Origin of the sequence: Paenarthrobacter sp. CM16 (assembly GCF_013179505.1) — a bacterium.
GTDB lineage: Bacteria > Actinomycetota > Actinomycetes > Actinomycetales > Micrococcaceae > Arthrobacter.
In genome coordinates, this window is sequence record NZ_JABMCX010000323.1 from 1 (window position 1) to 4867 (window position 4867).

General features: G+C 61.5%; 4 protein-coding genes and 1 pseudogene. All 5 read right to left on the reverse strand.

The features are described from left to right. Window positions 1–660: pseudogene (locus HP499_RS20725) on the reverse strand (hypothetical protein); the annotation flags it as partial. Between the two features lie 3 nt (window positions 661–663). Then, window positions 664–1053 carry a chorismate mutase gene (locus HP499_RS20730; protein ID WP_172326015.1) on the reverse strand — a complete coding sequence of 130 codons (390 nt, stop codon included), beginning with the start codon at window positions 1051–1053 and terminating at the stop codon, window positions 664–666. A 120-nt stretch (window positions 1054–1173) separates the two neighbouring features. Beyond that, the gene (locus HP499_RS20735) at window positions 1174–2880 is read right to left on the reverse strand and encodes an ABC transporter ATP-binding protein (protein WP_172326016.1); all 1707 of its coding nucleotides are present in this window, start codon (window positions 2878–2880) and stop codon (window positions 1174–1176) included. Continuing rightward, complete coding sequence (locus HP499_RS20740) at window positions 2877–3893, reverse strand: ABC transporter permease (RefSeq protein ID WP_172326017.1); 1017 nt, start codon at window positions 3891–3893, stop codon at window positions 2877–2879. The genes HP499_RS20735 and HP499_RS20740 overlap by 4 nt, the downstream gene beginning before the upstream one ends. A gap of 2 nt (window positions 3894–3895) precedes the next feature. Continuing rightward, the coding region (locus HP499_RS20745; protein ID WP_172326018.1) for an ABC transporter permease at window positions 3896–4867 on the reverse strand (972 nt) is incomplete at its 5' end.

Consider the following 4867-nt stretch of genomic DNA (forward strand, 5'->3'; position numbering starts at 1 on the left):
GGTCTCAACCACACCGGAGGCTTTGAGTGCCTCAACCAGCAACCGCCAGGACCCTGTAATTTCTTCACCGGAGACCGACCTCAGCGTCCTGTACCCACTGGCTGTCGGGATGGTTCCGGCCATCACCGAAGCGATGTCCGGTTCGTCCACCTGGACCACAATGCCTGCCCCGGGTGCTGCAGCAGAGACCCGGCGGATGTGCTCGGCGACACCGGCAGCCAAAGATTCGGCGATGTCGCGGCGGGCACCGTAGTCCAGGAGCGCGCGTTCCCCGTTGTGCAGGTAGAGGTTGGCGGCAAGGCTTAGGGGGCCAACCAAGTGAATCTTCAGTTCTGTTGCCGAAACGTCTTCGGTGCCGGCGATATCGGCCAGTACGTTGATATCGGTGGACATTGCAGAGCGGGCCCGCTGGGCATCTTTCCCCGGCCTGTCCACCAACCGCCAACCATGCGGCTGAACATCGAGGGCCAGGTCCACCAGCAAGGAACCGGAACGGCCCACGGCATCCGAACCCACGCCGCGGTCCGGAAGTTCGGGAAGGAACGGAAGATGGGGATCGCCCAGTTCCCCCCGGATAATCCGGGTCGCCTCGGCAGGATCGGTGCCCGGCCACGGTCCCAAGGCAGTTGCGCTGGCCCGCGAATCATTCACTGACGGCATCGTTTATGCCTGCTGGCTTGAAATCTGGTGATCTTCTGCGATTGCCTCGTGATGGCGGATCACTTCGCTGATGATGAAGTTCAGGAACTTCTCTGCAAACGCCGGATCCAGGTGCGCGTCTTCGGCGAGCCTGCGCAGGCGTGCAATCTGGGCTGATTCACGGCCCGGGTCTCCGGCGGGAAGCTTGTGGGTGGCCTTGAGGATTCCTACCTTTTGGGTGGCTTTGAAGCGCTCAGCGAGCAGGAAGACCAAGGTTGCGTCGATGTTGTCAATGCTGGACCGGATGGACAGCAACTCATCCATGACGGCACGGTCCACTTGGCCGGCCAGGGAACTCGCTGCCGGGTTGAAGGAATCGGCGGCATCGGGAAGGGCGTTGTTCTGCTCGGTCATGCATCCCAGTCTATGGTGCCCAAAGGTGCCGACGCGGGTGTTACCTTTGCCCCGGAATGAGGGAAAGGCAGGCACCGTGCAACGGCGCGTGCCTTTCCCCGACTTCCACGTTCTCCGGAGCTAGCCGCCCAAGAGGGCGCGGTGGGCTTCCCGCCGTCGTGCTTGTTCGTCAGGGTCGGGCACAGGCAAGGAGGCGATGAGCCGTTTTGTGTAGTCGTGCTGCGGTGAGCCCATCACGTGGTTGCCGATTCCCTGCTCCACGAGTTGCCCTTTGTACAGCACTCCCACCCAGTGGGACAACATGTCCACCACTGCGAGGTCGTGGCTGATGAAGAGGGCGGCAAAACCAAACTGTTCCTGGATGTCCTTGAACAGGTCCAGGACCTTGGCCTGGACCGAAACATCCAGTGCGGACGTCGGCTCGTCGGCAATCAGGAGGCGGGGGTTGAGCGCCAGCGACCTCGCCAGGGACGCACGCTGCCGCTGTCCGCCGGAGAGTTCGTGCGGGTACCGTTGCGCGTACGACGCCGGCAGCTGGACTGACTCAAGCAGCTCGCCTACCTTTTTACGCGCCTCAGCCGCGCTCGGTTTGGTGTGGATGATCAACGGTTCGGCGACGCATTCCCCGATGGTGAGGTGGGGGTTGAACGAGGCCGCCGGATCCTGGAAGACGAAGCCGATCTCCTTGCGGAGCGGACGGAAAGTGCGCTCCTTGAAGTCCAGCATCTCGTAGCCAAGCACCTTCAAGCTGCCGCCCGTGGTCCGGTTCAAGCCTGCGATGGCCCGCCCGATAGTGGACTTCCCCGAGCCGGACTCACCGACGAGCCCAAAAACCTCATTCTCCGAGACAGTAAAGCTGACGTTGTCCACGGCCTTGAAGCCGTTCCGGCCAAAGCGGCCGGGGTACTCGATGGTGAGGTTCTTCGCTTCCACCAGGATTTCGCCATCCTGATGGAGTCGGCCACGGGCACCTTCGGAGGCCGAATGACGTCCCAGGTGCGGAACGGCCGCCAGCAGTTTCTTGGTGTACTCCACCTTTGGCTCAGCGAAGAGGACCCGGGAAGAAGCCTCCTCCACTACATCGCCCTGGTACATGACCACTACCCGGTCCGCCAGATCGGCCACCACACCCATGTTGTGGGTGATGAGGACAATCGAGGTGCCGTAGTTATCCCTCAGGTCCCGCAGGAGCTGCAGGATTTCGGCTTGGACAGTGACATCCAAGGCAGTAGTGGGCTCATCTGCCACGATGAGGCCCGGATTCAAGGCAAGGGCAGCTGCGATGACCACGCGTTGTTTCTGGCCGCCGGAAAACTGGTGCGGGTAGTAGTTGACCCGTGTCTCGGGATCAGGAATACCCACCTTGCGGAGGGCATCAGTAGCCCGCAGCTTGGCCTCTTTGGCCGAGACACGCCTACCGTCCGTGGCGTGAGCCCGGATACCTTCCGCGATTTGCCAGCCCACGGTAAACACCGGGTTCAAGGCGGTGGAGGGCTCTTGGAACACCATGGCAACATCACGGCCACGGATCTTGCGCAGCGTGGATTTGCTGACGCTGATCACATTGTTGCCATTGATCAGCACGGCACCGGAACTGATGGCCGTTTCAGGGAGCAGGCCCAGGATGGTCTTGGCGGTGACGGTCTTTCCCGATCCCGACTCCCCCACGATCGCAACCACCTCGCCGGATTTCACGTCGAGGCTGACATCCTTAACTGCCTGAACATCACCGCCGTCGGTGGCGAACGTTACTTGGAGCCGATCAATGCTGAGGACGGGTTCAGCGTTGCCGGCGCGGTCTGAGATATGTCCAAGGTTGGTGGTCATGGCTTCCCTGCCTCTTCGGGCTCTGAGGCCGCCGTTGTTGGTGCTGCCGGGGTTGTTGGCGCTGTGGGTGCGCCTGCCCGCTTGCGTCCGCGGATTCGGGGGTCGTTGAGATCGTTGATGCTCTCCCCTACCAAGGTCAGGCCCAGGACGGTGAGCACGATGGCGATGCCCGGGAAGACACCGGTCCACCAAATACCGGACGAGGTATCGGCCAGTGCCTTGTTCAGGTCAAAACCCCACTCCGCAGCGGAAGTAGGTTCAATACCGAACCCCAGGAAGCCCAGCCCCGCGAGAGTGAGGATCGCCTCTGAGGCGTTGAGGGTGAACATCAGTGGCAGGGTCCGTGTGGCGTTCTTGAAGATGTGGCGCCCAATGATGCGCATGCTGGAGGCGCCCAGAACCTTGGCCGATTCTACGAACGGTTCTGCTTTGAGCCGGATGGTCTCGGCGCGGATGACCCGAAAGTACTGTGGCACGAAGACCACGGTGATGGAGAACGCGCAAGAGAAGATTCCGCCCCAGAAACTGGATTGGCCTTTGCTGATGACGATCGAGATGACGATGGCCAGGAGCAAGGTGGGGAAAGCGTAGATGGCGTCAGCCACGACCACCAGGATCCGGTCCAGCCAGCCGCCGAAGTAGCCGCTCAGGAGGCCCAGCGCGACGCCGAGGAAAATTGACATGGCCACGGACACGACGATGACCGTCACCGCCGTCTGCGATCCCCAGATGACCCGGGACAGTACGTCATAGCCGCTGACGGTGGTTCCCAGCAGATGCTTGGCGCCAGGGGCTTCCTGGGTGGGGAAGGAACCTGAGGCGTCGCTGAGTTGCGAGTAGCCGTAGGGGGCAAGCAGTGGAGCGAAGATACTGGTCAGGATCAGTAGGCCGGTGAGAACCAGGCCCACCATCAACATGCCGCGTTGGAGGCCAACACTTTTCTTGAAGTGGGACACTACGGGCAACCGGGAGAACAACGGCTGTTTGGGTGCGGTCAGCGCAGGTGTGCTCATGGTCAGTACCTCACTCGGGGATCGATGAGCGCGGCAATAATGTCCACGATGAAGTTGGTGACGGCAACAATAATGGCCAGCAATACGACGATTCCTTGGACGGCCACAAAGTCACGGGCGTTCAGATACTGCACCAGCTGATACCCCAGCCCTTTCCATTCGAACGTGGTTTCCGTCAGGATTGCGCCGCCGAGCATCAGGGCAATCTGCAGGCCCATAACGGTGATGATGGGGATCAATGCCGGCTTGTAGGCGTGTTTGGTCACCAACCGGAACTCGCTGACGCCTCTGGAACGTCCCGCCTCTACGTAGTCTTTTCCCAACGTGCCGATGACGTTGGTACGCACCAGGCGAAGGAAGACGCCGGCCGTCAGCAGGCCGAGGGCAAGGGCCGGGAGGACTGCATGGGAAGCGATATCCCCCAGGGCATTGAAGTTGCCGCTGCGGAGCGCATCGAGCCAATAGATCCCTGAAGGCGCCGCCAGGCCGCTCATGGTCAGCTCCGTCCGGGTGGAGGCGCGCCCGGCAACCGGGAACCATCCCAGCCACACGGAGAATGTCAGTTTGAGGAGCAAGCCCGCGAAAAAGACGGGCGTGGCGTAGCAGAGGATTGCAAAGAACCTCAGCAGGGCATCCGGTGTCTTGTCCCGGTGCCGGGCAGCGATAAGGCCGAAGGGGATGCCTACCAGCAGGGCGACGATCAGTGCATTGATGGACAGTTCAAGGGTGGCTGCCCCAAAGGTGGTAAGCACTTCCACCACTGGACGCCGGTCCGTGATGGTGGTTCCGAAGTTGCCCGTGAGCAGTTGGCCGAGGTATTCGAAGTATTGGATCAGGATGGGGCGGTCGTAGCCGGCATCGTGGATGCGCTGGGCCAGGACGTCCGGAGGGAGCCGGCCGCCTTGTGATGCCGTAATGGGATCTCCAATGACCCTCATCAGGAAGAACACCAGCGTCACCAAAATGAAGACGGT